Source organism: Alteromonas lipotrueae (genome assembly GCF_019249215.1).
Taxonomy (GTDB): Bacteria; Pseudomonadota; Gammaproteobacteria; order Enterobacterales; family Alteromonadaceae; genus Alteromonas; species Alteromonas lipotrueae.
Genome location: NZ_JAESDI010000016.1, coordinates 78293 through 104617 on the forward strand (window position 1 = coordinate 78293; position 26325 = coordinate 104617).

The 26325-nt window shown below is 42.4% G+C and carries 22 protein-coding genes; 4 read left to right on the top strand and 18 right to left on the bottom strand.

Features of this window, described 5'->3' with window-relative positions; genetic code table 11:
• Nucleotides 1-80: 80 nt before the first annotated feature.
• From JKP82_RS17595 to gyrA, 7 genes are all read right to left on the bottom strand, one after another.
• Nucleotides 81-2420: a PilZ domain-containing protein gene (locus JKP82_RS17595; RefSeq protein WP_218398041.1), complete on the bottom strand. Its 2340-nt coding sequence runs from the start codon at nucleotides 2418-2420 to the stop codon at nucleotides 81-83.
• A 153-nt stretch (nucleotides 2421-2573) separates the two neighbouring features.
• Nucleotides 2574-2861 carry an integration host factor subunit beta gene (gene ihfB / locus JKP82_RS17600; protein WP_013784167.1) on the bottom strand — a complete coding sequence of 96 codons (288 nt, stop codon included), beginning with the start codon at nucleotides 2859-2861 and terminating at the stop codon, nucleotides 2574-2576.
• Nucleotides 2862-2937: 76 nt separating this feature from the next.
• Nucleotides 2938-4608, bottom strand: coding sequence for a 30S ribosomal protein S1 (rpsA, locus tag JKP82_RS17605; protein ID WP_013784168.1), 1671 nt, complete (start codon nucleotides 4606-4608; stop codon nucleotides 2938-2940).
• Nucleotides 4609-4729: 121 nt separating this feature from the next.
• Nucleotides 4730-5401, bottom strand: a complete 672-nt coding sequence (gene cmk, locus JKP82_RS17610; protein ID WP_013784169.1) for a (d)CMP kinase — start codon at nucleotides 5399-5401, stop codon at nucleotides 4730-4732.
• Nucleotides 5402-5558: 157 nt separating this feature from the next.
• Nucleotides 5559-6839 carry a 3-phosphoshikimate 1-carboxyvinyltransferase gene (aroA, locus tag JKP82_RS17615; RefSeq protein WP_218398042.1) on the bottom strand — a complete coding sequence of 427 codons (1281 nt, stop codon included), beginning with the start codon at nucleotides 6837-6839 and terminating at the stop codon, nucleotides 5559-5561.
• Between the two features lie 2 nt (nucleotides 6840-6841).
• Nucleotides 6842-7927, bottom strand: coding sequence for a 3-phosphoserine/phosphohydroxythreonine transaminase (gene serC, locus JKP82_RS17620; RefSeq protein ID WP_218398043.1), 1086 nt, complete (start codon nucleotides 7925-7927; stop codon nucleotides 6842-6844).
• Nucleotides 7928-8023: 96 nt separating this feature from the next.
• Nucleotides 8024-10720, bottom strand: a complete 2697-nt coding sequence (gyrA, locus tag JKP82_RS17625; protein ID WP_159530452.1) for a DNA topoisomerase (ATP-hydrolyzing) subunit A — start codon at nucleotides 10718-10720, stop codon at nucleotides 8024-8026.
• A gap of 424 nt (nucleotides 10721-11144) precedes the next feature.
• On the opposite strand from gyrA, the gene ubiG reads away from it, so the two are divergent.
• The 4 genes from ubiG to yfaE all read left to right on the top strand — a co-directional run bounded on the left by ubiG (nucleotide 11145) and on the right by yfaE (nucleotide 16287).
• On the top strand, nucleotides 11145-11849 hold the full coding sequence (gene ubiG, locus JKP82_RS17630; RefSeq protein ID WP_159530454.1) for a bifunctional 2-polyprenyl-6-hydroxyphenol methylase/3-demethylubiquinol 3-O-methyltransferase UbiG: 705 nt from the start codon (nucleotides 11145-11147) through the stop codon (nucleotides 11847-11849).
• Nucleotides 11850-12402: 553 nt separating this feature from the next.
• On the top strand, nucleotides 12403-14724 hold the full coding sequence (gene nrdA, locus JKP82_RS17635) for a class 1a ribonucleoside-diphosphate reductase subunit alpha (protein ID WP_159530456.1): 2322 nt from the start codon (nucleotides 12403-12405) through the stop codon (nucleotides 14722-14724).
• Between the two features lie 86 nt (nucleotides 14725-14810).
• Nucleotides 14811-15941 (top strand): class Ia ribonucleoside-diphosphate reductase subunit beta, encoded by a 1131-nt coding sequence (gene nrdB, locus JKP82_RS17640; protein WP_159530458.1) that lies wholly within the window; start codon nucleotides 14811-14813, stop codon nucleotides 15939-15941.
• Nucleotides 15942-16014: 73 nt separating this feature from the next.
• Nucleotides 16015-16287: a class I ribonucleotide reductase maintenance protein YfaE gene (gene yfaE, locus JKP82_RS17645; RefSeq protein ID WP_013784176.1), complete on the top strand. Its 273-nt coding sequence runs from the start codon at nucleotides 16015-16017 to the stop codon at nucleotides 16285-16287.
• A 74-nt stretch (nucleotides 16288-16361) separates the two neighbouring features.
• Here the strand turns inward: yfaE and JKP82_RS17650 are convergent, their stop codons facing one another.
• The 11 genes from JKP82_RS17650 to JKP82_RS17700 all read right to left on the bottom strand — a co-directional run bounded on the left by JKP82_RS17650 (nucleotide 16362) and on the right by JKP82_RS17700 (nucleotide 26163).
• The gene (locus JKP82_RS17650) at nucleotides 16362-17849 is read right to left on the bottom strand and encodes a sensor histidine kinase (protein ID WP_218398046.1); all 1488 of its coding nucleotides are present in this window, start codon (nucleotides 17847-17849) and stop codon (nucleotides 16362-16364) included.
• A 3-nt stretch (nucleotides 17850-17852) separates the two neighbouring features.
• Nucleotides 17853-18566, bottom strand: a complete 714-nt coding sequence (locus JKP82_RS17655) for a winged helix-turn-helix domain-containing protein (protein ID WP_159530460.1) — start codon at nucleotides 18564-18566, stop codon at nucleotides 17853-17855.
• A gap of 142 nt (nucleotides 18567-18708) precedes the next feature.
• On the bottom strand, nucleotides 18709-19431 hold the full coding sequence (locus JKP82_RS17660) for a spondin domain-containing protein (RefSeq protein ID WP_218398048.1): 723 nt from the start codon (nucleotides 19429-19431) through the stop codon (nucleotides 18709-18711).
• A 10-nt stretch (nucleotides 19432-19441) separates the two neighbouring features.
• Nucleotides 19442-20146: a spondin domain-containing protein gene (locus tag JKP82_RS17665; protein ID WP_159530464.1), complete on the bottom strand. Its 705-nt coding sequence runs from the start codon at nucleotides 20144-20146 to the stop codon at nucleotides 19442-19444.
• Between the two features lie 667 nt (nucleotides 20147-20813).
• Nucleotides 20814-21416 (bottom strand): Pr6Pr family membrane protein, encoded by a 603-nt coding sequence (locus JKP82_RS17670; RefSeq protein ID WP_218398050.1) that lies wholly within the window; start codon nucleotides 21414-21416, stop codon nucleotides 20814-20816.
• Between the two features lie 125 nt (nucleotides 21417-21541).
• Complete coding sequence (locus JKP82_RS17675) at nucleotides 21542-21958, bottom strand: DUF6559 family protein (protein WP_218398052.1); 417 nt, start codon at nucleotides 21956-21958, stop codon at nucleotides 21542-21544.
• 116 nt (nucleotides 21959-22074) lie between these two features.
• Nucleotides 22075-23208 (bottom strand): alpha/beta hydrolase, encoded by a 1134-nt coding sequence (locus JKP82_RS17680; protein WP_218398053.1) that lies wholly within the window; start codon nucleotides 23206-23208, stop codon nucleotides 22075-22077.
• 237 nt (nucleotides 23209-23445) lie between these two features.
• Nucleotides 23446-23862: an MAPEG family protein gene (locus tag JKP82_RS17685; protein WP_159530472.1), complete on the bottom strand. Its 417-nt coding sequence runs from the start codon at nucleotides 23860-23862 to the stop codon at nucleotides 23446-23448.
• A 145-nt stretch (nucleotides 23863-24007) separates the two neighbouring features.
• Nucleotides 24008-24769: an alpha/beta hydrolase gene (locus JKP82_RS17690; RefSeq protein WP_258544427.1), complete on the bottom strand. Its 762-nt coding sequence runs from the start codon at nucleotides 24767-24769 to the stop codon at nucleotides 24008-24010.
• A gap of 378 nt (nucleotides 24770-25147) precedes the next feature.
• Complete coding sequence (locus JKP82_RS17695) at nucleotides 25148-25594, bottom strand: biotin/lipoyl-containing protein (RefSeq protein ID WP_218398055.1); 447 nt, start codon at nucleotides 25592-25594, stop codon at nucleotides 25148-25150.
• A gap of 143 nt (nucleotides 25595-25737) precedes the next feature.
• Nucleotides 25738-26163 (bottom strand): hypothetical protein, encoded by a 426-nt coding sequence (locus tag JKP82_RS17700; RefSeq protein WP_218398056.1) that lies wholly within the window; start codon nucleotides 26161-26163, stop codon nucleotides 25738-25740.
• Nucleotides 26164-26325 lie beyond the last annotated feature (162 nt).

The following is a 26325-nucleotide window of genomic DNA, read 5'->3' on the forward strand; positions in this document are numbered from 1 at the left end:
TGTACGTAATTAATAAAGAATAGCAAAATGCAGCAAGAGATAACACCAAAACCCAAGGTTTTAGTTGTGCTTACTTAGCGTTAGGCGGTGGCTTCATCTTCTGATAAAGGGCGCTCTTGCTTTGCAATTAATTTGGCCATAACCAAGTCGTGATGCAATGCAGACATATTAGTCACAAAAATACAGTGTGTATAGCCAGCTTGCATGGTTTCTAATTTATCGTACATTGCCTTATCAAGTTTAGACAGCTGTGCTAAGCGCTTCTTTGTCAGCGGTGTAGTGGCGCCATAACAGCGTATAGCCGTTACATTAGTGGCACTCACTTGCACTTTATCTTCTTCTAGCTGATTTTGAATTTGTGTGCGTAATTTAGAATAAAGAAAATCGCTTTCTTTTATGTATACCAAGCGATTGTCGCTTTTACGTACACAATGCACCACAAGATTGTTTTCAACATCGCCTTTAAACATGGCATCAAGCATCATAGATTTAGGCTTAGCCACCGCTTTATCGGCAAAAAAACCATGTAATGGAATAATGTTGGCGGTACGTGAAAATGGGTATAAATCGTCAGATGAATCGCTTTGATAAACGGTTTTAAGTCTATCCAGAATATGCCTGTTCATTACGCAAAGTACAGCGAGCGAAGGCATATGACGTACTGCTAGCTCCCAAATAAATCGATGGGTTGAGCGTTGAATACGCGCTATATCTCTAATTTTGAAATACGCGGAATTTTCCTCAACCATGGCATCAACACTTGCCCCAGCTTTAGATTTTTTTACATCTTCTAAGCATAGGCGTACAACGCCTGACGAAGCGTCATAGTGAACAACCTTATATTTCTCGTTTTTAATTTTAAGGTCTGGTACCGATACCCGCACTTCATTTTGCAGTTCAGTGCCTGGTGCAACCATTATCTTCATACCACTGGCAGATAAATCGGCAACACGTACATTAATTGAAGATAACAGCCCTACTTTTATCATGGCGACTTTATCGATGATATACCGGGTCTCAGAACGCCTATCAAGATCATCTTCCATCACAAAATCAATGGACCAGTTGTCGCCCGAAGCCCGCAGCGTTTTCGATAAGGGTTTAAAATCACACTTTTCGCTTAGGGTTAAATTAGTAAGGTACATAGAGATATCTCGGCAGTACATTACGTGGCTTAACGCAGCAAGATGCTCAAACTCTTTGCTAGGGATATCATGAATAGCGAATGCTTTTACTTTGTCTTCACGGCTTAAATCTTCTAAGCGACACTGCGTACAAGTAAACTCCCCACTTTTAACCAGTAGATAAACGATAGCATTGAGCTGACCAAGTTCTACAAGTTGGCGATGGGTTGCAGTGATGGTAATTGCACCATTTTTAGTTTTAATGATGCCATGAAAGACAAAAGCTTCATTGTACTTTTTTAATTCTTGAACCAGATTTTCAAAATGCGCTTTGTCTTGCAGACTCGCCAGTAATTTTTCTGAATTGTTATTATCCACATTCGCTTTAGTAAATAGCGCAATAATTGGCTTAAGGGATTTTTGATGGGCAGAAAGAAATACTGGCAACCACGGGCTATTTTCTAAAATACGATCTCGTTCGAGGTCTTGCATTGCCCTTTCAATTTCTAAGTCTCGCTGCAAAGGCTGTTTATACGACGTGCCTTTAATGTACCGCTTTAAACTATTCAGTAACGTCAGATCTGTTTCTGAAGACATAATGAAAAACGATTCATACTTACCAAGGTGTTTATTGTACTTTATCGCATCCAGCTCATAGGTAATTTCAGTCGGCTCGGTGGTTAAGCCCATCACTTCTGGTATAACGAAGGTAACAATATCACCAGTGGTCGCATTAGGCGGTCGTTTTGTTTCTACAGCAATACCTGTAAAAGAAAGGGAGCTAACCGTACAGTGCCTGCCCTTTTCAAAATCTACGGAAGACACGGTGAAGTTGGGTCTTACAGCAATGTCATCACCAAAATCTATATCAGTAAATGACTGGCTTTCTACATTAAATGCTTCAACAATTTTTTTAAATTGATCGCGCTTAATTTGTGTTTGATAAAAATCGGAGTTCATCACCGATTCAAACACACCTACGGTATATCGTTCTTGATATAAGGCAGTTTCATTTTGAAGGATTTTAGCGCCCACTTTGTCTAAACGCATGGGGATGCCAAAATGTTTGAACTTCATGACAGGGAATTTTGCGAACGCAGAATTGTCCGCAGATGCATCAGTTAAAGACGTAAGCCTAACGACTTCCTCTTTAATGATTTTGCGGATATTGCCTGGGAGCCGCTTTGAAAATTTATTAATACCTTCCAATAAGCGATTATCTTGCTCATAAGGAATTAAGGCACGAATAAGCGGCTGATACTGCTTTATGATTTGTTGTTCTTCGCCGGCCGACATTGGTACACCATGCACCGTATTTAATTAACTACAATCTATTCAGATTTGAAAATAAAACCTGCATCCAGATATAAATTTAAACTTAAGTAACGAATATACCAAATTTTTTTTCAATAGATATAAAAAAACCGCAACATGTGCGGTTTTTTTTATTTAAGCTATGGAGGCGTCTACTCTTTCTCGAAGCTCTTTTCCTGGCTTAAAGTGAGGGACATATTTTCCATCTAACTCTACTGTTTCGCCAGTTTTTGGGTTACGTCCCACGCGCGGAGCGCGGTAATGTAATGAAAAACTGCCGAAGCCTCGAATTTCAATCCTGTCACCTTTTTGAAGGGTCTGGGCCATCTGTTCGAGAAGTTCTTTAATTGCCAGTTCAAGATCTTTCGCAGGAATTTGACGCGCTTGATCCGCGAGCCGTTCAATTAATTCAGACTTGGTCATACCAACCTCGTTTCAATATTATCGTTAAACAGCTACTGCGAACAAGGGAGTGCAAGACACTCCCACATATAGCTTATTATTCGCCTTTAGCAGCTTTAAATGCTTCTGCCATTGCGCTAGCAAAACCAGCATCTTCTTGCTGATTAACCTTGTCGATAGCTTCTTTTTCGTCAGCCTGATCTTTTGCTTTCACAGATAGGTTAACGGTGCGGTTTTTACGGTCAACGCCCATAAATTTCGCTTCGATGCTGTCGCCAACGTTAGCAGCTTCAGTTGCGTCTTCAATACGGTCAACAGATAAATCTGCAACGCGAATGTAGCCATCAACTTCTTCAGAAAGGTTAACTGTAACGCCTTTAGCGTCAACTTCAGTAACCGTACCTACAACGATAGCACCTTTCTTGTTATCTGTCAGATACTTGTTGAAAGGGTCTTCTTCGATTTGCTTAACGCCAAGAGAGATACGCTCACGCTCAGGGTCAACTTGAAGAACAACAGCTGAGATTTCGTCGCCTTTCTTATAGTCACGAACAGCGTCTTCACCAGACTTGTTCCAGCTAATGTCAGAAAGGTGAACTAGACCGTCGATGCCGCCGTCAAGGCCGATGAAGATACCGAAGTCAGTGATTGACTTGATCTTACCAGACACTTTGTCACCTTTTTCGTGTGACTTAGCGAAAGTTTCCCAAGGGTTGTCGATGCACTGTTTAAGGCCTAGAGAAATACGACGACGTTCTTCGTCGATTTCAAGAACCATAACGTCAACTGTGTCACCTAGGTTAACAACCTTAGATGGGTGGATGTTCTTGTTAGTCCAATCCATTTCAGAAACGTGTACAAGACCTTCAACGCCGTCTTCGATTTCAACGAAGCAGCCGTAATCGGTAAGATTCGTAACCTGACCAGAGATCTTAGTACCTTCTGGGTAACGTGAAGCAATTTCTTGCCATGGATCGTTGCCCATTTGCTTCATGCCAAGAGAAACACGTTGCTTCTCTTTATCGAACTTAAGTACTTTAACGTTGATTTCGTCACCAACATTTACGATTTCACTTGGGTGCTTAACGCGCTTCCAAGCCATATCGGTAATGTGTAGTAGACCGTCTACGCCACCAAGGTCAACGAATGCTCCGTAATCAGTAAGGTTCTTAACGATACCTTTGATTTCGTGGCCTTCTTCAAGGTTAGCAAGAAGAGATTCGCGCTCTGCGCTGCTTTCTGCTTCAATAACGGCACGACGTGAAACAACAACGTTGTTACGCTTAGCGTCAAGTTTGATAACTTTAAATTCTAGCTCTTTGCCTTCAAGGTGAGTTGTGTCACGTACTGGACGTACATCAACCAATGAACCAGGAAGGAAAGCGCGCACTGTGTTAACTTCAACAGTGAAACCGCCTTTAACTTTACCGTTGATAATACCTTTAATGGTAACTTTATCATCGTAAGCTTTTTCCAGCTCAACCCACGCTTCGTGACGCTTCGCTTTTTCGCGAGAAAGGATTGTTTCACCGAAACCATCTTCTACTGCGTCTAGAGCTACATCTACTTCGTCACCGATAGCGATTTCAAGCTCGCCTTCAGCGTTTTTAAATTGGTCAGCTGGGATAGCACTTTCTGATTTCAAGCCTGCATCAACAAGAACGATGTCTTTGTCGATAGAAACTACAGTACCTTTTACAATTGAACCTGGACGTGTTTCTAGTTCTTGTAAGCTTTCTTCAAAAAGTTGTGCAAAATTTTCAGTCATAAGGTTTAAATTAACTTTAAGTTGATATCCACGCTTCAAATCCGGATAACGTGGGGTTATTAGTAAAAGCCGCCACTCCCTGTGGTAGCACTGCTTTGAATATCTTAAAAACTCACCTTACTTAAAGGCGCGAATTGATGATATCCATCGCTTTTTCAAAGACTTGGTCTATATCCAAGTCCGTTGAGTCTATAATTACCGCATCTTGAGCCGGTACCAATGGCGCCACTGAACGTTGTGTATCTCGCTCATCTCTGGCCTTGATATCGGTTAAAAGGCGCGCAATATTAACATCCATACCTTTAGCTTTCAACTGGCTATAGCGACGTTCAGCACGGGCTTCGGCGCTAGCGGTAAGAAATATCTTCACTTTTGCGTCGGGGAAAACCACTGTACCCATGTCTCGACCGTCGGCGACAAGGCCAGGATCTTGTTGAAAAGCACGTTGACGTCGAAGCAAAGCTTCACGAACGCGAGGTAACGCGGCAACCTTCGATGCAACACTACCCACTTCTTCAGTACGAATGTCGTCAGTTACGTCTTCACCTTCCAAAATGACACGTGTGGTGTCTTTGTCAGTTTCAAAACTTACATCAAGACCCGTTGCTAACGGAACAACACATTCTTCATCGTCGCACGGTAAGTCGTGGTGTAGAGCTGCGACAGCCAGAACACGATAAATCGCGCCGCTATCTAAAAAGTGCCATCCAAGCTTCTTTGCGAGTAAGCTACTTAACGTTCCCTTACCTGCACCGCTGGGACCGTCAACCGTGACTACGGGTGTAGAATGCATACCTGCTCCAGAATTTATAAAATACGTAAAAATCGCGCGCAATTATACGCGTTAAGTAGAGATAAGCAATGCCATCGAGCGTTGATGGCATTGTACATAAGGCTAAATTTCGTTTTAAAAATAATACGCTATAAACGAAATAAGGTCTTTTTTCAGACTAAGAATAGAGTGTGGCAAACCGTGTGAAGTAATCAGGGAAGGTTTTGCGGGTACAACCTGGGTCGTTAATGGTTACCGGCGTATCACTGAGTGCTACTAACGAAAAGCACATGGCAATGCGATGATCGTTATAGGTATCAATGGCAGCATGCTTTAACGTATCCGTTGGCCATACTTTAATATAGTCATGCCCTTCTTCTACTTCTGCACCCAACTTTCTAAGCTCAGTGGCCATGGCGTTTAAACGGTCAGTCTCTTTTACTCGCCAGTTGTAGATGTTAGTAATACTGGTTGGCCCTTGTGCAAATAGCGCAGTAGTGGCAATGGTCATGGCCGCATCAGGAATATGGTTCATATCCATGTCTACACCCTTAAGTGGAGCCCCTGTTACTTCCACATATTCATCATGCCAAGTGATTTTAGCGCCCATGGCTTCAAGCACATCGGCAAAGCGAATATCACCTTGGATGCTATTTTTACCAATTCCGGTTACGCGTACCGTTCCGCCTTTAATGGCGCCGGCTGCAAGGAAGTAAGAAGCCGATGAAGCATCACCTTCCACCATAAATTTACCTGGCGAACGATATGATTGCCCTGCACTAATGGTGAATGTTTGATAGTTATCATTGTTCACTTCAACACCAAACTTCGCCATGGTATCTAGGGTAATATCGATATACGGTTTTGACACTAATTCGCCTTTAATACGAATGGTCACTTCACCAGTAAACAACGGTGCAGACATTAATAGTGCAGTCAAAAATTGACTCGACACACTACCGTCTACTTCCATTTCACCGCCGGATAACGTCTTACCCTTAATTTGTAGCGGAGGAAAACCGTCGTTTTTAAGGTATTCAATTTCCGCGTTACCCATGCGTAATGCATCAACCAAATCGCCTATAGGGCGCTCTTCCATGCGCGGCTCACCGGTAAGTACGACTTCTACCTTACTTGCAGCGAGTGCAGCGCATAGTGGGCGCATTGCCGTACCTGCATTACCTAAGAAAAGTTCTAATGGCTCGGCAACTGAAAACGCCCCGCCGTTACCCACTACTTTACAGCGAGTTTTATCTTCACTAAGTGAATAAGTAACGCCAAGTTTGGTTAGCGCATTTAGCATATGCTCAATATCTTCACTATCAAGCAAGTTTGTTAGTTCGGTTTCGCCTTCAGCTAATGCAGCAAGCAGTAATGCTCGGTTCGACAGGCTTTTAGACCCAGGAACGTTTACTTCCCCTGATACTTTGCTAATAGGTTCTAATGTTAACTGTTCCATGACTACCCGTTTACTCGTTCAAATTCACGCATAAATTCTACTAACGCCATCACCCCTTCAACGGGCATAGCGTTATAAATGCTGGCACGCATTCCGCCTACAGAGCGATGACCTTTTAATGCCATTAAACCAGCATCTTGTGCTTGGCTTAAAAATAGTGCATCTAATTCTGGGTTAGCCAACTGAAACGGCACATTCATTTTAGAACGATTGTCTGGGTGTACTTGGCTACCATAAAAATCAGAAGTGTCGATTGCAGAATACAACAATGATGCTTTTTCGCTGTTGCGTTTTGCCATAGCATCAACGCCGCCCATCTCTTTGAGCCACTCAAACACTAACCCCGCCAAATACCACGAGAACGTGGGCGGCGTGTTATACATAGAATCAGCTTTAGCGGCTAATGCGTAGTCGAAAATTGACGGTGTTTCTTTGCGGGCTTTGCCCACTAAGTCTTCACGAACAATCACTACCGACAAACCACTTGGGCCTATATTTTTCTGCGCACCGGCGTAAATAAGACCGTGTTTAGCAACATCAACAGGCTGAGACAAAATAGTAGAAGACATATCAGAAACCAGCGGTACATCGCCAGACTCTGGTAACCAATCGTAGGCGATACCGTCAACGGTTTCATTCGGGCAGAAATGATAATACGCTGCAGATTGATCTACATTGGCCAGTGAGGGTTGCGGCATGTAATGCAAACCCTCTTTTTTAGAAAGCTCGCCTACCACTACAGCATTATTGTATTTCGCAGCTTCACTCACCGCACCATCAGACCAAGACCCACTGACTAAGTGAAGACTGGTGTCTGAAGCAGACGATAAATTAAGGGGAACCGCTGCAAATTGACCACGTCCACCGCCATGGGTGAAAAGAACATGATAATTTTTAGGAACCGAGAGTAATTCGCGCAAATCTTGTTCAGCTTTGGCTGCTATCTCGATGAAATCTTTTCCGCGGTGACTGACTTCCATTACCGAGCAACCTGAGTCGCGCCAGTTAGTAAATTCAGCTTGTGCTTTTTGCATTACGGCTTCAGGCAACTTTGCCGGGCCAGCGCTAAAATTGAAAACCTCTTTCATTGCGTTTTTCAACACCTATAAAATAACAAGCGGCCTAAGCCGCTTGTAATAAAGAACACCGATAACTGCCCGCTTTTAAATTAAGCGGGCAATACCCTACTCTTCTGTCGTTGAGCTGTCGCCGTCTTGTGCAGCGTTTTCTTCTTGCTCAATAGGTTCTTCTATAGCGATTGGATTGCCATCTTCATCTAACTCTAGCAATTCTTCTACTACTTCTTCTATACGTTGTAAGCCAACAACGTGTTCGTTCTCAACAGTACGGATTAAGCGAACACCTTGGGTATTTCTACCTACCACTGATACTTCACCAACGCGGGTACGTACTAAAGTACCTTGGTCAGAAATAAGCATGATTTCATTGGCTTCATCAACTTGAACCGCGCCAACCACTTTACCATTACGCTCAGAAACCTTAATCGATACTACACCTTGTGTAGCACGGCTCTTCGCTGGGTAATCTTCTAGCGGTGTACGTTTACCAAAACCGTTCTCTGTGGCAGTAAGGATAGGACCATCACCACGAGGTACAATTAGGGACACAACGCGTTGGTCGTCTTGTAATCTGATACCACGAACACCGGTAGCGGTACGACCCATTGGACGTAGTGCTAATAGTTCTTCGCCAGTTTCAGGATCTAATTTAACGTTACCTGTTTCGCTGTCACGCAGTTTTTCGTTAAAGCGAACCACTTTACCCGCGTCTGAGAACAACATAATGTCGTCATCACCATGGGTAATGTCAACACCAATTAGTTCATCACCTTCGTTCAAGTTAACAGCAATGATACCACTTGAACGTGGCCGTGAATAAAGGCTTAAATCGGTTTTCTTCACCGTACCGTTAGCCGTCGCCATTAATACAAACTTACCTTCTTCAAATTCTTTGATAGGTAGAATTGCAGTAATACGCTCGTTATCTTCTAAAGGAAGAATGTTCACAATTGGACGACCACGCGCGTTACGGCTCGCTAACGGCAATTGATACACTTTCAACCAGTACAAACGGCCACGGGTTGAGAAGCAAAGTATGTGGTCATGAGTATTCGCAACGAGTAGCTTCTCTATGAAATCTTCATTCTTCATCTTGGTAGCGGATTTACCACGGCCACCACGACGCTGAGATTCATAATCATTAAGTTTTTGATACTTCACATAGCCTTCACGAGACAAGGTAACTACAACGTCTTCTTGTTCGATTAAGTCTTCAATATCAATATCGTGACTAGCAGCAGTAATTTCAGTACGGCGCGCGTCACCAAATTCGTCACGAATTTTCTCAAGTTCTTCTTCAATCACTTCCATTAATCGCTCTGGGCTATTAAGGATGTGAAGTAGTTCAGCGATAACGTCTAGAAGCTGTTTATATTCTTCAAGAATTTTTTCGTGCTCAAGACCAGTTAGTCTGTGCAAGCGAAGGTCTAGAATAGCTTGTGCTTGTTGTTCGGTAAGGAAGTATTGTCCGTCACGAATACCAAATTCAGGCATTAACCAATCTGGGCGTGCAGCATCATCACCAGCACGTTCAAGCATTTGCGAAACATCGCCTAAATCCCACCCTTGTGCGACTAATGCTTTTTTCGCATCAGCAGGGCCAGGTGAGGCTTTAATTAGCTCAATAATTGGGTCGATGTTGGCTAGCGCAATGGCTAAACCTTCAAGGATGTGTGCACGGTCACGAGCTTTACGTAGTTCAAATACCGTTCTGCGGGTAACGACTTCACGGCGATGCAGAATAAAGGCTTCTAAGGTCTCTTTTAAGTTAAAGACTTTAGGCTGGCCGTTATCTAACGCAACCATGTTAATACCGAATACCGTTTGTAACTGCGTATTGGCATATAAATGGTTAAGCAGTACTTCTGCTGATTCGTTACGTTTTACTTCAACAACAATACGCATACCGTCTTTATCAGACTCGTCACGTAGTGCAGAAATACCTTCGATACGTTTTTCTTTAACTAGCTCAGCAATTTTTTCAATAAGGCGAGCTTTGTTAACCTGGTACGGAATTTCATTAATGATAATGGTTTCTTTACCGTTATCTTCCGTTTCAATTTCCGCTTTGGCGCGCATGTATATTTTGCCGCGACCGGTACGGTAAGCGTCATCAATACCTTTACGACCACTGATCATAGCGGCAGTAGGGAAATCAGGACCAGGGATATGAAGCATTAAGTCATCAATCGTAATTGATGGGTCTTTAATAAGGGCAATACAGCCGTTGATAACTTCAGTTAAGTTATGTGGCGGAATGTTAGTTGCCATACCTACCGCGATACCAGAAGAACCGTTTACCAGTAAGTTAGGAACCTTAGTAGGTAACACTTCTGGAATGTGTTCAGTGCCATCGTAGTTAGGTACGAAGTCGACGGTTTCTTTATCGAGGTCGGCAAGAAGTTCGTGGGCAATTTTTGCCATACGTATTTCGGTGTAACGCATCGCAGCGGCTGAATCGCCATCTACCGAACCAAAGTTACCTTGGCCGTCTACCAACATATAGCGAAGTGAGAATGGCTGGGCCATACGTACAATAGTATCGTATACCGCAGAATCACCATGTGGGTGATACTTACCAATTACATCACCTACCACACGGGCAGATTTCTTGTATGGTTTGTTGAAGTCGTTTTTCAGTTCGTTCATTGCGAACAGCACACGGCGGTGTACAGGCTTCAAACCATCTCTCACGTCAGGCAATGCTCGCCCGACAATAACGCTCATCGCGTAATCGAGATAGGAGTTCTTTAACTCTTCCTCAATATTAACGGGGAGGATTTCGTTAGCGTTATCAGACATAAACTGCTTAATCCCTTTTTTTCGGTTTGTTCTGCATTATCTATCTAGCTCAATCTACACAATATAGAGAAGCAAACGATAGATTTGCATTGTTATTATGGGCTCATAATCTTGCTTCGAGTGTAACACTTGATGACACATTTATGTAGCGCTTAATTGCCCTTCCTTACGTACTCGTTAACAAGCGATTATTTTTCGTTCAAGCAGGCACTCGAAACTGCATTCAAGTGCCAAAAACGATGCCTTAACGCTGGTTTTGCGTTATGTTATTGCTCTTATATAGGCAGTGTTTAATTAATCGCAGATATCTTCTATCTGTCGAGCGGCATCAGTCATGTGCGTTCTTTTGCAAAATCGGTATATAAAAATCGATGCTATAAATTAGTGCAAAACAATAAGCAGGCGCAGAAAGGAAAAAATATAAATGACAAACGTTGATGAGCAGGAAATTGATAAGTTTTCAGAGTTAGCCTCACGGTGGTGGGATCCTGAAAGTGAGTTCAAACCCCTACATTTAATTAACCCACTTCGTTTAGATTTTATTAACCAACACAGCAATGGCTTGTTTAACAAGAAAGTGGTCGATATTGGTTGTGGTGGCGGCATATTGGCTGAGTCTATGGCGAAAGCCGGTGCTGAAGTTGTTGGGCTCGATATGGCAAGTGCGTCTTTAGAAATTGCCAAGCTTCACGGTTTAGAGTCGGGCATCAATGTTGACTACCACTGTGTTACCGCTGAATCCTTCGCAGACAGTCATGCAGGCGAGTTCGATGTAGTGACTTGTATGGAAATGCTTGAACATGTTCCCGACCCTGCTTCGGTAGTGCGGGCTTGCGCTAAATTAGTTAAGCCTGGTGGCCATGTTTTCTTCTCTACATTAAACCGAAATATAAAGTCTTATTTGATGGGGATCGTTGGGGCTGAGTATTTATTAAAGCTGGTGCCAAAAGGCACTCACGATCATTCTCGATTCATTAAACCTTCTGAACTTATGCAGATGACAGATGATGCCGGTTTGCTACCACGAGATATGACCGGCTTACATATGGACCCTGTTTCCCAGGGCTTTTATCTTTCTGACCGCAATGTAGACGTTAACTACCTACTATATACGGTGTCGCAAGATTAATTAGCACTACATATTGGGGCTTGATGATAATTTCAACACCACATATCGTGTTTAGGTGTTAAGTACGATATTAAGTTAAATTATTTTAAGCCTCGATCATTTTTTCGAATAGTACTTGCAATCAGTATATTTAAGGCTTGTAGAAAGCTAAAAAGTTAGTCACTACTAACCTAAAATCCGTGCCAGTTTAAGTGGTCGTTTAAGCACCAGATATTGGGTTGCATTGTGAGGCAAACCTCACTATCTTGTGTTTAATCCAACGCGGGATCCCAAAGCGAATTTTTGGAAATTATTGAGATCGACAACGATCCTTTTACTGCGTTTATTCGGATGATCAGACAAAACATACTATTAAAGAAAAGCATTCAGCGGCATCTCTCAAACTTATGCGCTAATAAGTTTAGGGTTGGTCGTGGTTAGTTGTGTATTTCGCGCAAATGGTCTTACGCAGATGTATTACTTCGCAGCGAAACAACTAACTTAAAAAGAATACACATTATAACAGGGTGATATACCCACGCCTCGCGCGCTAACAGACAACGGCCAGAGTAACATGAATAATAGTTTATCCGTCACCAAGCGAAATGGTGAGCAAGAATCCATCGACCTAGAAAAAATTCATAAGGTGGTGACATGGGCTGCAAAAGGACTTGAAAACGTCTCAGTTTCACAAGTTGAAATTAAAGCTCAAATCCAGTTTTTCGACGGTATCAATACCAGCGAAATCCATGAAACCCTTATCAAATCAGCTGCAGACTTAATTTCTACCGACGCGCCTGATTACCAATACTTGGCAGCTCGCCTTGCTATTTTCCACCTTCGCAAGAAAGCCTACGGTCAGTTCGAGCCCCCTGCACTGTTTGACCATGTCACTAACATGGTTGAGATGGGCAAATACGATAAGCATTTAATTGAAGATTATACTGCTGAAGAATTTGCCGAGATGGATACTTATATCGATCATTGGCGCGACATGAACTTCAGCTACGCCGCCGTTAAGCAGCTTGAAGGTAAGTACCTGGTTCAAAACCGTGTAACCGGTGAAATTTACGAAAGTGCCCAGTTCTTATACATCTTGGTAGCAGCGTGTCTGTTCGCTAACTACCCGAAAGATACCCGTATGAGCTACATTCGTCGTTTCTACGATGCCGCTTCTACGTTTAAGTTATCACTACCTACGCCAATTATGTCTGGCGTACGTACCCCTACTCGTCAATTTAGCTCGTGTGTACTAATTGAAACTGGCGATAGCCTTGATTCAATTAACGCTACCGCTAGCGCTATCGTTAAATACGTAAGCCAGCGAGCAGGTATCGGTGTGAATGCTGGCCGTATTCGCGCACTAGGTAGCCCTATTCGTGGTGGAGAAGCTTTCCACACAGGTTGTATTCCTTTCTACAAGTACTTCCAAACAGCCGTTAAAAGCTGTTCGCAAGGCGGTGTTCGTGGTGGCGCAGCTACTTTGTTCTACCCACTATGGCATATGGAAGTTGAATCGTTATTAGTGCTTAAGAACAACCGTGGTGTAGAAGAAAACCGCGTTCGTCACTTAGACTACGGCGTACAGTTCAACAAACTCATGTATCAACGCATGATGAAAGATGACTATATTTCATTATTTAGCCCATCTGACGTACCTGGCCTTTACGATGCGTTCTTTGCCGATCAAGAAAAGTTCGAGCGTTTGTATGTGCAATACGAAAACGACGACAACATTCGTAAAAAGCGCATTAAAGCTATGGAGCTGTTCAGCTTGTTCATGCAAGAGCGTGCAAGCACAGGTCGTATTTACCTTCAAAACGTTGACCACTGTAACACGCACAGCCCGTTCAACCCTGAAGTGGCACCTGTACGTCAAAGTAACCTTTGTCTTGAAATTGCATTGCCTACTAAGCCTTTGCAGCACGTTAACGACGAAGAAGGTGAAATTGCCCTTTGTACGCTATCTGCCTTCAACTTAGGGGCCATTAAGTCACTAGACGAATTTGAAGAATTATCAGACCTAGCAGTACGTGCACTTGATAATCTACTCGATTACCAAGACTACCCAGTACCAGCGGCATACAATGCCACTATGGGTCGCAGAACCTTAGGTGTGGGTGTTATTAACTTCGCTTACTACTTAGCTAAACATGGTGTGAAGTATTCAGACCATAGCGCGAATGGCCTAGTTCACCGCACGTTTGAAGCTATGCAGTATTACCTACTGAAAGCATCGAACAACCTAGCGAAAGAAAAAGGCGCGTGTCCTAAGTTTAACGAGACGACTTATTCGCAAGGCATCATGCCTATCGATAGCTACAAGAAAGATCTTGATGGCGTATGTAACGAGCCACTTCATTACGATTGGGATGCCCTTCGTGAAGAAATCAAGACTCACGGTTTACGTAACTCTACTTTGTCTGCGTTAATGCCTTCTGAGACATCTTCTCAAATTTCAAACGCAACCAACGGTATTGAGCCGCCACGTGGCTTTATTAGTATTAAATCAAGTAAAGACGGCGTACTTAAGCAAGTAGTACCTGAGTACGAGCGCTTAAGAGATCAGTACGAATTGTTGTGGGATATTCCTTCTAACGATGGTTACTTGCAGCTAGTCGGTATTATGCAGAAGTTTATCGACCAAACTATCTCTGCTAACACCAACTACGATCCTAGCCGTTATGACGGTAACAAGGTTCCGATGAAGCTGTTACTGAAAGACCTATTAACAACGTACAAGCTGGGTGTGAAAACCCTGTACTACCACAACACACGCGATGGTGCGACAGACGCTTCAGCATTAGATGTTAAAGCCAATGAGCCGTTACCTCGTCAAGAAGAAGTGGTTATAGAAGAAGACGATGATTGTGCAGGCGGTGCGTGCAAAATTTAGCACGCGCCCGCTTTTGCGAAATCGGTATCGCAGCAAGAACATAAATAATAAAACGCGTTTATCATTAAGTTTTTAGTTAGGCACTCATGAAATATACTACGTTTAATCAGCAAAGTACCAACCCATTGGTTGAACCTATGTTCTTCGGTAACCCGGTGAATGTAGCCCGTTACGACCAACAAAAGCATGCCATTTTCGAAAAGCTTATTGAAAAGCAAATTAGCTTTTTCTGGCGCCCTGAGGAAGTAGATGTATCTCGCGATCGTGTTGATTTTCAAAAATTAACCGACCCTGAAAAGCACATCTTTATTTCAAACTTGAAATACCAAACCCTATTAGACTCGGTTCAAGGCCGCAGCCCTAATATTGCCTTTCTACCTATCATCTCATTGCCTGAGCTTGAGACCTGGGTGGAAACATGGTCTTTCTTTGAAACCATCCACTCTCGCTCTTACACGCACATTTTGCGTAACTTGTTTTCAGATCCTAGCGATATTTTTGAAGACATTGTGGTTAACGATGAAATTAAGCGCCGTGCCGCCGACATTTCGAAGTACTACGACGACCTTATTTTTGCCACTCAATTATGGCAAACACAAGGTGAAGGTGTGCACACTGTTGATGGCGTGCCACATACCATCAACATGTACGAGTTAAAGAAGAAGCTTTTCTTGTGTATGAACTCAGTGAATGCTTTAGAAGCCATTCGTTTCTACGTGTCGTTTGCCTGTACGTTTGCCTTTGCGGAACGTAAGTTGATGGAAGGTAATTCTAAAATTATCCGCCTGATTGCCCGTGATGAAAACCTACATTTGTCTTCTACCCAACACATTTTGAACTTGTGGGCACGAAGCAAAGACGACCCTGAAATGGCGCAAATTGCACAAGATTGCAAAGAAGAAGCTCGCGCTATCTTCATGAATGCCGTTCAGCAAGAAAAAGAATGGGCTGATTACCTTTTCCAGAATGGCTCTATGATTGGCCTTAACAAAGAAATCCTTTGTTCTTACGTTGAATATATTGCCAATCAACGTATGACGGCTATTGGCCTAGATGCACCATTTGAAATCAGCAGTAACCCTCTGCCGTGGATGAATAACTACCTTAACTCTGACAACGTTCAGGTAGCGCCACAAGAGTCTGAAATTAGTTCTTACTTGGTAGGTCAAATTGACTCTGCGGTTAGTGAAGACGATTTTGCTGATTTCGAATTGTAGCGCTAAGCTGATTTTGAGCGCTAGCGCTAACAGAGCACACTACAAAAACGCTAAGAAGTAGCGCCAAAAAATAATGAGCACAGCTGATAAAACACTCCGCATCGACGTTGTTGATGTGGGGTGTATTTCATCCCCCCCTGATACTACGCTTCTTACCGCCCTTGAAGCCGCTAACATCAATATTCACTACCATTGCCGTGAAGGTTTTTGCGGTGCGTGTAGAACTAAGCTGATTGAAGGCGAAGTAGAATATACTACCGATCCCCTCGCCTTTATTGATGATGACGAAATTCTTCCGTGCTGCTGCGTAGCCTTATGTCCGCTTAAAATCAAAGTGCCTTTATAAATCGAGCCCCGCTATGAATCGAGTACCGTTATAAATCAAGCCCGCTAGAATTTACCTACCGCTTAAGCCCAACCTTAATGACTGTTCGCTAAGGTAAGTTCAAAGCTAAAACACGTGCCCTTCCCTAATTGACTCTCTACTCTCAAATCGGAATTAAGCAGTGCCATTAGCTTTTTGCAAATAGCCAAACCTAAACCTGCATGGCTACACGTATCTTTTTCTGTATTACTGGCCTGATACCTAGCATCAAAAATGTACGCTATTTCTTTATCACTAATTCCAATACCGGTATCACGAATATCTACTCTAAGCTTATCGTTATGTAACACCACAGCAAGGTCTATGCTGCCATTTTCCGGGGTATGGCGAATAGCATTGGCAATAAGGTTCGTAAGCACGCGCTCAAGCTTGCCAATATCAGCAAACACGTAGTATTCAAAGTGATCGGGAATAACTTTAATAGCGATATTTTTCTGTTTCGCATCAAGCTCGAACTTTGCGGCCACATCATGCAGTAATTCACCTAACGGAAAAGACTCTTGATGCAAGGTAACTTGCCCGCCTTCTAAATACGCAAGCTCAAATATTTGGTCGATAAGATGCTTTAAGTTTTTCGCGTTTTTAAGCGACACATCCACAAAATGTCTTCTATCTTCTTTAGATAAACTGTCTTCATTCAGCGCTAATGTTTCAATGTAACCTTGTAGGCTAGCCAAAGGAGTACGCAGGTCGTGTGATAAGTCGGCAAGCAGTACACGCCGCTGGCTATCAATTTTATTAAGCTGTTCGAACTGATTGTCTATATGGGTAAGCATATCGGTAAACGCACAGCCTAAGCGGTCTATTTCGTTGGCGCTGTTTCTGTTCCATGTAGCCAAATTAGGGGGTAGTTTTTCACGATGAAAATCGGCTTCTCGTACGCGATCCATATCATCGCTTAAGCGTCTTAATGGCGTGGTGAAATATTTAAACAACACAAGTAACGCTAGCAAAAGCAAAAACAAACCAACAAACATAAATAATGCGACTTCGCGCATGCTCTGGCTATTTTGTAAATTCGCGATAATGGAGTCGTAACGCTCACCACCAATAATCACATACAAATAGCCTTGCAGTTGTTCGTTGTTATAAACCGGTGCCGCAGAAAATATTTTTTGCAGGCCAATGTTTCTTGGGTCGTCACCTTCAATGGGAAAGCCGCGATCGGTATTAATAAGCTGTTTTATAGGGGCGATATCCACCGCATCGGCTTTCACTTTTCCAGGCTCGGCCGAATACGTAAGAATGGTGCCTTCAGGGTCTAAATAATAGAACTCAAAACTTGGGCCCAAAATCATTAGCGTATGGAAAAGGTTTCCAAGGGCCTCGTAGTCGTACACCCCTTCCTTCAGTAACGGGTTATCACTAACAAGATGTTCCGCTAAGCCAATATGCAGTTTTTGTTCTGCTTCTTGTTGTGTGCGTTTTTGTAATAAATTCGTGGAGTAAAAACAGGCAATCATCACCACCATAAATACGCCAACCAAGCACACGGCAAGGCGAGGATAAAAGCCAAATTTCATGGGCTATACTCCTTGAGGATTAAATTTGTACCCTACACCCCATACGGTTTGTACAATTTGGGGCGCGGTGGCGTCGTTTTCTAACTTCGAACGCAGCCGGTTAATATGTGAATTCACCGTATGCTCGTAGCCACTATGGTGGTAGCCCCACACCGATTCTAATAATTGGCTGCGACTAAATACCTGCCCGGGGTGACTGGCCAAGTGATGAAGCAATTCAAATTCAGTGGCGGTTAGTACCAATTCTTCTTCAGATAAAAATACCTGATGATTTCGCTGGTCGATAACAAGGCGACCTAGTTTTAACGGTGTATCTGCTTGTTGTTGCGTAGTTTGAGTTTGCTGCACCACATGATATTTTCGAAGCTGAGAACGCACCCTTGCTTGCAGTTCTCTTACGCTAAATGGCTTTGTCATGTAATCGTCGGCGCCAAGCTCTAACCCTAATACTCTGTCGGTTTCAGAGGTTTTCGAGGTAAGCATAATAATGCTTTGCATAGGCAAGGCATCTCGCACCTTGCGGCATATATCTAAGCCGCTCATGCTAGGTAGCATCACATCCAAAATTACAATGGCAAATTCATCAGACAACGCGCATTCCAGTGCTACTTTTCCATCAGTTTGATGTTCTATTTCAACACCCAGTTCTAACAGATTAACCCGCATTAAATTTGCGATATCTTGGTCGTCTTCAACAATTAATATTTTGTCGGTCATTTTTGGGAAAACCACAGTTCAAAAACTAATAGAACGATGGAAAAGCGTTAATCTTTCACAAGATTAACGCTTTTTATTTACTTGCCCGTTAAATTAGCGGCTGAATTGGCCGTTCTTCTAGCGATAGAGGCATTGTTTTTCATTACTCTGTTCGCGTAATTTGTATACGAATAACCGGGTTATCGAACTTATGTTCAACCGTTAACGCCGAGGTTGAAAGCCCGTCATCTGAGCTCACCACACCTGGGTGCATTGAGATAAACCCTGTGTCGTCACGACTTGGGCTAAAGCCTTCACCATTGGCTGCTGGGCCTGGCACGGTTGCTGCACTTTCAGTGTTTGCTTCCGTACCTGCATCATAAGCTGGGCTAACAGTAGTATAGGTAGCACCTACTTCAAGGTTGGCTAGGCTCCAACTGTTAATACCGGTAAAGGCATCGTTGGTATTTCCCAGCATGGCGGCAATCGTTAGGTTGGCGTCGGTGATATCGTTAATGGTGACACTAATCGTTTGTGAATCGCCTGGGGTAATTGGGCCAACACCGCCACCACTTGCATCACCTAGCATTAGAAAGTCGGCAGAATCACCTTGTTCAGCAATACGCTCTAACTCCACCGATGCAACTGCACCTACTTCCCATAACGTACCTTCGCTATGCAGCACTACCGCAGGCGGCGATACTGGCTGACCATTGGTTAAATTAGTTACGGTTACGTCGTACGATACCGGCACTGGATCGGGAACTTCAGCTGGTACTTCTACTTCTACAATTACTTCACGGGTATCGTCATCACCACACGCCGCAAGCAAAAAGGGTAACGTAAGTACCAATGCTTTTTTATAATGTTTGGCTAAATATTGCATAACAGCCTCCTTATCGTACGGTTACTGTTACTTTAGCTACTGGGTTCAACCAACGATGAACGGCGTTGTCTACATCACTTGCACCTTCCGTTAACGAGTCGTCGCCAATGTTTCCGCGGTGAATATGTACGGTAGTGTTAGTATCTGCGCCTGCTACACCAGTTCCGCCGTTACCAAGTAATGGGTCTAGTGGAGGTGGTACTGGCATACCCGCCATACCTGGTTCGCCGCTACCACGTAATTCGTCGTTAGCTTCTGTTCCCGCATCATAGGCATTAATGAAAACCGTATAGGTGCCAGCTTCTGTTGGAATTTCCCAGTTATCTAACCCGATAAAACCATCGTTAGAAGGAAGGATCATCGCTACAACCGACAATACAACATTGTCGTCTGCGGTCATTAAGTCGGCTGACGTAGACATGGTGGGCGCTAACAGCCCGCCTGCAGGGTTGGCGATAACGTCTGCACCAATAGCAGTGCCAATGGTAGCAATACCGTCTAAACTGCCGCCTTCGGCCATCATTTGAATTTCAGTGCTGGCAGCCTCACCCACTTCAAACAAGCTAGCATCAGCGGTGTGCGCCACAGCGGCAATAGGTGTGAAGTACAACCCGTGAGTTAAGTTCTGAATTTCTACCGTTATATCTGCAGCGAAACTTTGTTGGCTTGCAAACGCAAGCAATGCCGCTGCAGAAATTTTATTAAATCGCTTCATGATGTTTCCTTAGTAATGAATGAGTGAGTGTTAACGCCCTATCAATACTGAAAGAAAGATGTCACGAAAGTATCCAGAAATTGGGACAAAACTGTACTGATGACATAACAGGTTTGTAAAGTTGGCTCGATAAATGTGTTCGATAAGGTAACGAGTCCACTGTAACCAGAGGTGAATCATGGGTTTGGTGGCCATGATGATCGTATTTACCGCAATAGCTAATGGGTGTTCTATGCACTCGATTACTCATAGAGTGAGCCAGTAAATGTATTCGCCGCATGCCCAAATTATTAGACATTGCATACTTACGCCGCCACACATCAAATTTTGACAGCATTCTGGTGAAAACACTTCCACTAAAATGAGCAGCTTTCTTCATCAATATGCTTTACGTAAATTTTTCCAAGATGACTTAAATAGAATCTTCAGCTGCATGAACTGCCTTAATTGGAACAAACGGAATCAAAACCCCCTTCAAAAATAGGTTTGTTTTTTGGTAAATAAGCCTGAATACTCTTTACTTTATAGAAATTTATCATGTGGCAAATAGGCTCTCCATAATGTTTCATAACCTTCCATTATCAAGTGCAGGAAAGTGAGGTTTAGAAATGAAGTAAGCCCTTAGGTATCAGCCCATGCACGGAATGCGAGTCAATTATCTCTTTCGTTAAAAATGACCAATCACCTTGCCTATAAATATAAAAAAAGTAGCACCTATTAACAGGCAAATTGATAAGGCCAACGCATTAAAAAAAACTTTTTTGACTCCAAGTTCATTAATGTTCGTAAATTCATAAGGATAGAATTCTGACCATTTACCATGCAGAATGGTGTATAGGGCGTAGCTTAACGGAAAGATTAGCCAATACCCTACCAATGAGTATTCGAGTTGTTGCTTTTCTGAAAATAACAACCAATACGTTAATGTAGCAAGCGGCGTGATAGCGTGAACAAACAAATCAGCAATACGCTCGAAGAATGACAGTTTAAGCCATCCATAGATAAGGTAATTAGCGATACCTACCGTAAAGATGTAAAACGTAATGGCAGCGGCGATATTGGCATTAAGCGCGAAGGTACTGACTGCCTGTGAGGAAGAAAAAGTAATAACTCCAGACCATAACAAGACAAGAACGTTTGAGAGCGTAGTGTAATAGCTAAAAAATTTCCAAACCGTGACAGCTAAGCTATCTTCTCCTCTTTTAGCGATTTCTCTGATGAGACTTAAAGTTAAAGCTAAAGCCGTACTTAAAAAAAGCAAGATACTCATTTCGAATCCTTGGGAAGAAAGAAGGTTCCCCCCACCTCACCACGAGATAAATAATAGTTAGTAACGTTGAGCGAATGTTCAGAATAAATAACACGGCTGCTTATTAATCACACTGGCTTGTTTTTCTAAAAGCGCATGCCAGATACTATCCCATGCTCATAAAAAAGACTATTCGCCACCTCCGCCGCAGCCGCCATCCCCACAACCACCTTCCCCCCAATAACAACACTTTCACCACCGATGGTTGAGCGACGAGAATAATCTAATAGTGATTCGAAATTAAATCGAGGCCAATTTCCAAAACACGTTTTAGATACGTCTAAGCGCAGATCATTATAAGTTGACGCTAAACCCAATTTTTCGAACTCAGCCTGCGAGCAAAACATGGCAAAAGCATATTCTACATTGTGTTTAGTCTTGAGCTCACTATCAAAAATACGCTTCACTTCTTCAGTAGAATAAAATGTTTGCTTTTCAAACGCACTCACCAATGCTGGGGGCAATACGCTAGCAATTCTGTGAATTGGATTTTTATCAAACATATCTATTATTTAGTACACTCCATTTTGTCATTTTGTCATTTTGTCATTTGATGCTTTGCACAGCAGAATTTATTCATGGGTCAGGTTGTGCTATCGAGTAGCCTCACCACGAATGCTTATAAAATCAAAATTTTAAGCTGTGATTTTTGTTTTGGGCTAAGGTCATTAACTGACTTCAATGCATTTTTAAGGGCTGACTCGGCTTCTTCTGTCATTTTAAAATCCATATAGGCCTTAATTAAGGCTGAATGTGCATCTACTGAATGAGGATAGTTTTTTCGATTCCACTCCAATAATTCCAACACATCATCATGACGGTTCAAGTATTGCAACCACTGGGCGTAACCATTGACTTTATCTTCTGGAATTTTTAAGTGTGTTTTGAGAAGTGTTGAGCGACTGGCAAATTTTGACTGTAAATCAGCCAACGTTTTAGGCTCACCCTCTGGAATAGGCCATTCGGAAAACAAGTATTTTAATCCGGCATATTGCCCTTTGAGCACGGTTGTATTATGCGTTTCATCACTAAAAGTCTGAGATGTGGCTACCAGCTTCTCAGATGGATAACTAACAAGTAGATCGATAAACTGTTGATACGGATCTGTCATGGTTGGCTCTTCGTTAGCTATCGACATATACAAACGTCCTTGTAACTTTTTGTCTTTTAGAGCTTGCTCGGCTAACCCAAGCAATTGCCGATTATTCCAGTATAAAGATGGGCTGATGGCGATAATGCCATTAAATAAGTCTGGCCGCTTTACCATTGCATTGATAGCAAACTGCCCGCCATGAGAAGTTCCAGATAGAATTTGATAGTCCAGAATGCGGTACTGCTGTTTCACATAAGGAATGACTTCTTTCTCTACAAAGTCTAAAAATCTGTCTGCGTTTTCCAGTTGATTAAGACTTTGCTTATCTGAAGGTGTTATCGTCAGATCTCTAATACGTGTTTTAGCTGGGTTTACAATACCCACTACAATCATTTGCGGTATCTGCTCAAACTTTGCTAGATAGTCTATTGTGCCAACAGTATGTGATCCCTGAATGTCACCATCGGTCAGGTATAATACGGGGTAATGATTTTGACTAAATTTATACCCCGCCGGCAGGTAAACCACTAAATCACGCTTTTCACCAAGTACACTACTATCAATCGTCAATTCTTGTAATGTCGGTAGCTTCGATATAGCCCAGCTATTACTGTGGCTTCCCAGTATAAGCAGCAGTATTCCGTAAATTAATTTTTTCAATCATTTTCCTTAATTTTATTACACTACTCACCATTAGAGTGGGAAACGACAACAACCCAACACGAGTGTTGTTAATTAATTTATTTTAGATAAATTTCGCATAATGTTGATAAAGACTCTTAACTTGCATTACCCCAAACAAACTCTACAGTTTCAAGAATTTTGAAACAACTAATTCGGGGGAATCGCCCGCCGAAGGCCGAAACAAATTTGATTGCTTTGTTATGCAGACACCGGTCATGCAGCCAATTTCCAAACTGCAACTCCAAGCATGGCAAGTAACACCACGCAACCAACCATGAAGAGCCGCAACCGCATTGGCACATAGTTGGACCCCACGTGGACCCAGGCATGCGCGTATCGACTCACAACAAACATATAAGCCAGAACGACGGCCACAATACCGGCGGCATTTATACTGTAGAGAACAACGCATAAAACGTAGAAAAGGATCGGGACTTCAAATTGGTTGGCAATGTTGTTGGAAACCTTGACGACCTCTTCAGGCCATACCCGATTATCTAACGCCGCTTGCTGACGATTAACCTTGCCAGCTTTCACTACCTTGGCCTTTCTTGCTCCCAGAATGATAAAAAGTACTAGGGTAAGAAAAACCTGAGCCAATACAGGCCAAAAGATATGACTAGAATTCATTCGTAACTCCTTATGTAACCAGTTTGTTATGCGTACATCACTGCAAATACGCTAGGGTAAATTGTCGCAATACGTAGGCTAAAATTGGAACGAAGGGACAGAGCCATCGTGTGAATGTCCCATTGAGCTTGCGAGCAATATAATGTCATTGTTGTATGCCCTTACCGCGCTGATATTGATATAACCCTGATAAAGCATTGTATAAGCCCGCAACCATTGTGAAATCGTGAGAAACATCGTCAAACTCGTTTAGCTTTAACTTTAAGTCGATGGAATGGTTTTTCATTAGTGTAGCTGCAAACGAGTTATACACTGATTTCATTTCACCGTTTTCACTTCCAATATTCATATAAAGGTAATTTTCGCTGCCTCCGTTTGAGAGCACGTAATTTTGAGCCGATTTAGCCGTCTCTCTTGCTCCCCACCAGACAGCAGGACTGAAGGCTAGATGAGACTGAAAAAGTTTTGGGCGTGAATGAAAGCTATGGATAACTAGCAGTCCAGCAACAGAGTGGCCAGCGATGGAATTAAATTCACTTGTGCGATATTTTTTGTTGATGCGCGGCATAAGCTCTTTTTCTAAGAAATCTAAAAATTGGTCCCCGCCACCTCCTTTTCCAACAGGGCCTCGTGGATCCATGTTTACGGTTGGTGCGAAATCATCCAGCCGATCCTCTACATCGATACTTACAATAATATGCTCATAAGACCCCTTTGATAAATGGAGTCTTTGAAGCATGCCATTTAGCATATTCTGATTCGAGGTGCCGTCTAGTAAGTAAATAACAGGGTATTCTTTTGATGTCTCAGTTTCGTATGACTGAGGAACAATAACGTTCACTTTGTGAGTTTGGGCATCTGCGGTAAAGCAAAAGAAAATTGAAAGTAACAGGTAATAGGTTTTCAAATTTTAAACTCCTTTTTCGAAGAACTAAGAAACTTAACCAGACAGGCATAATTCGAAACCACCAAAACTGTCCCTTAGTACACTTTCTTTAATCTGAATGGCTAACTTTAACCACGCAGTTTGAAACCTGCTTTAAGCAGGCCGCTGGCAAAGTGATTCACCTTGAGCAATACGCACACAACCAACATCAGCAACGGGTTGAAGGTCGACAAAGTGCAATGCGATTGCTGGGATAGCGTTGCATCTAAATAGCAAATCTCGCAAAAGCAGATTTACCTTTCCAATTATGCCTGTCTTGTTTAGTCGCTTAATATAACTAGAAAATACGAGCGCTTTACAGCGAGCAGTTTTCCGTTGATGTTTTTGTTATAACCCGAATTAGCCGAGGACAACGACTGTGCCAATGACACCAATTATTATTCCTATTACGAATCCAAATAATCCGCAGATTTGGCCTCTTTTATCAAATAAAGAATTACCTATAGTTTCTTCTAGTAATAATCTATCTGAATCTTCCTTAACTTTTTTCTCTACTATAGTTTCAATATACTCAATTTTCTTTGATTCGGCAGGCGTGTCAGAATTTGCTTTTACACGTAAGTTCATTGCGACTTGCTCTGAAACAACCTGCTCCCCTTGAGATATATTGAAACCCTCTACGACACCCGCTGATGGTGATACTACCTCTAGAACTACTTTTTCTGTTTCGATATCAAACAACGCTTGATCGTATTCAACTTCTTGACCTTCATTAACATAAATTCGAATGATATTTGCGGAATTAGTTGATTCTGGTAATTGAGGTATTTTAATTTCAGTATTCACTTACCTTCCTTGGGATTGGTCTTACCCACTAAGTTTGGGTAAGTCCTATTTATAACGCCTTACTAATAGGCGAAAAATGCTTGGTTAAAATTAGCGACGAAGGAGCACAAGCCAACTGTTTTTTGTCCTTGTTTAATTTCTTGTTATGTAGCCAACTTCCACATACTAACAATTTCTTCATACTTTCCGTCGACTAACTCTTCATCATCGGGACACGAAAGTAAAACAACTTGAAGGGCATTGTACGAGTTTGGAAACTTTGAAAGTTTAACCATAATCTCCAGCGCCTCGTTGTCTGTTAGTTCACCTTTATTAATATATGTGAGTGAGGCAGGTTCAACGATTTCTTGTACAGGGCTAGAAAATGACTCTTTCCAATAGTTGTACATTTCTAAATGCATAGATTCTTCAATCTTTTCTGAAGCTGGCACGCGACATATTTCGTGCAATACCAGAAAGGGCGCGTCATCACCAATCTCGATAGATTGTTGAATAATTCGTTTCCACTCATTTTCATCATGATAAGGAAAGTTGCAATCAATACTGTAATAAAATTCTTCGTAGGTCATACAAACACCGAACTATCCTTGGCTACATAGACACAATGACTCCCTGTGAAATGTTAGCCTCCGCATTTTCGTGGGTTAACTTTTCAGCCAAAGCCATAATTAGTTTGTTCAATACTAAATCAATTTGGAGGCTAGCATGAACAAACATAGCATGATTTTTAT